Annotated in this window: 2 protein-coding genes; both read left to right on the forward strand. The window is 67.5% G+C overall.

Annotated features, from left to right (window positions below; genetic code table 11):
* The first annotated feature begins 141 nt into the window (after nucleotides 1–141).
* Nucleotides 142–1,272: an alpha/beta hydrolase gene (locus tag L979_RS00540; RefSeq protein WP_047688039.1), complete on the forward strand. Its 1,131-nt coding sequence runs from the start codon at nucleotides 142–144 to the stop codon at nucleotides 1,270–1,272.
* A 135-nt stretch (nucleotides 1,273–1,407) separates the two neighbouring features.
* Nucleotides 1,408–1,608, forward strand: coding sequence for a helix-turn-helix domain-containing protein (locus L979_RS00545; protein WP_047688041.1), 201 nt, complete (start codon nucleotides 1,408–1,410; stop codon nucleotides 1,606–1,608).
* Nucleotides 1,609–1,738 lie beyond the last annotated feature (130 nt).

A 1,738-nucleotide genomic window follows, 5' to 3' on the forward strand; every position in this document is an offset into this window, starting at 1 on the left:
CGCGATGATCGACCCCCGCATCACCTTCGACATCAGCACCGACGACCGCGACCTCCTCGAACGCGCCGAGAGCCACCTCGTAGGAAACGACGCCACCGTCGCAACGACGCTGCCCGTTGCCAGCGTCGAGGAGCGCGGATCGTGATCGGCCGCATCGCGTTTGGCGGCGGGATCACAGCAGCCGGCGGGCTCGGATGGGCAATCGCGCGCCGACTCACCGCACCCGTTGGCCCACGAACGTTCGACCTCACCATCCGAGGAGTCGAGCAAGACGAAGACGGCGACCTGATCGTGCTCGACCGCACCGAGCAGACCACCGCACCCGGCATCTACAACCTCTGGTTCGAGCACGGCGGATGGGCACAGCTCTCCACCGATATCGACGATCGCGGACCCACTCGCGTCGCCCGCAGGATCACAGGCATAGCGCCCAGCTTCATCCCGAAGGCTGGTAACCGGGCCTCGTGGAGCGGCATCTACTACGCCACCCCAGCCGACGCCGAACTCCACGCCCGCGACATCACCATCACCACCCCGGCAGGACCATGCCCGGCCTGGCGCATCGACGGCGACCCTTCGACGTGGGCCATCCACATCCACGGCCTCGGCAGCACCCACGCCGGCACCCTCCGCGGCGTCCGCGCCGCAACCGAGCTCGGCTACACCTCCCTCGTCGTCAGCTACCGCAACACCGCAGAAGGGCCACGCGTCGGCACCGGCCGCTCAACCCTCGGCGATACGGAGAAGGCCGACGGTGACGAGGCCATCGGGTACGCCGTCCGACGAGGAGCCCAACGAATCGTGCTCTTCGGCTGGTCGATGGGTGCCGCGATCTCCCTCCAGCTCGCCAACCGGCCTCGACACGAGGGGCTGATCGCCGCGCTCGTCCTCGACTCACCAGTCCTCAACTGGACCGAAGTCATCAAGGCCAACAGCGCCCGCACCGGACTGCCCGCAGCAGCCGGGCACCTCGCGATCCCATGGCTCACCCTCACACCACTGGCTCGCGCAGTCGGCTTACCGGGGCGCATCCCGCTCAGTTCCTTCGACTGGACCATACGGGCCGCAGACCTCACCACGCCGACCCTGATCCTCCACGGCACCCGAGACGACTCCGTACCCATCCGGCTCTCACAAGCACTCCGCGACGCGCGCCCGGACCTCGTCGAGCTGGAAGCCTTCGACGCCGGCCACACCCTCTGCTGGAACACCGACCCCGACCGCTGGCGCGAGGCTGTGACCGTCTGGCTCAAGTCGCGTGTCCCACGCTGATCGGCTGAATGGAGCGACCACTCTCGGCACCCATCTCGTTCGGTCACGCCCGGAGAAACCCAACTCAAGACGTACCTCCGCCGGTATCATCGTGAGTGTTGGCCTGCCTGGGCCATAGAGCGAGGGAGGACCAACGTGGCTGAGCCGTGGCTGTCCGCAGACGACATCGCCGCCCACCTCGGGGTCACCAAAGACACCGTCTACACCTGGATTGCCGAGAAGGCCATGCCCGCCCACAAGGTCGGACGCCTCTGGAAGTTCCAAGCCAGCGAGATCGACGACTGGGTGCGACGAGGCGGCGCTGCCGCCGACTCCGAGCCCTCCCCGCCAGGGTGAGCGCGTCGCTCACTTCGAGCCGCCGCTGACACTTTGTCGGTGGCACCCCATATCCTGATCCACTGCCCAAAACCGGAAGGAGGCACCTCGTGACAGACGCGACGACCGACGCGACATTGACGCTCGCGAC

The organism is Kocuria sp. ZOR0020, from assembly GCF_000800955.1.
Lineage (GTDB): Bacteria > Actinomycetota > Actinomycetes > Actinomycetales > Micrococcaceae > Kocuria > Kocuria subflava.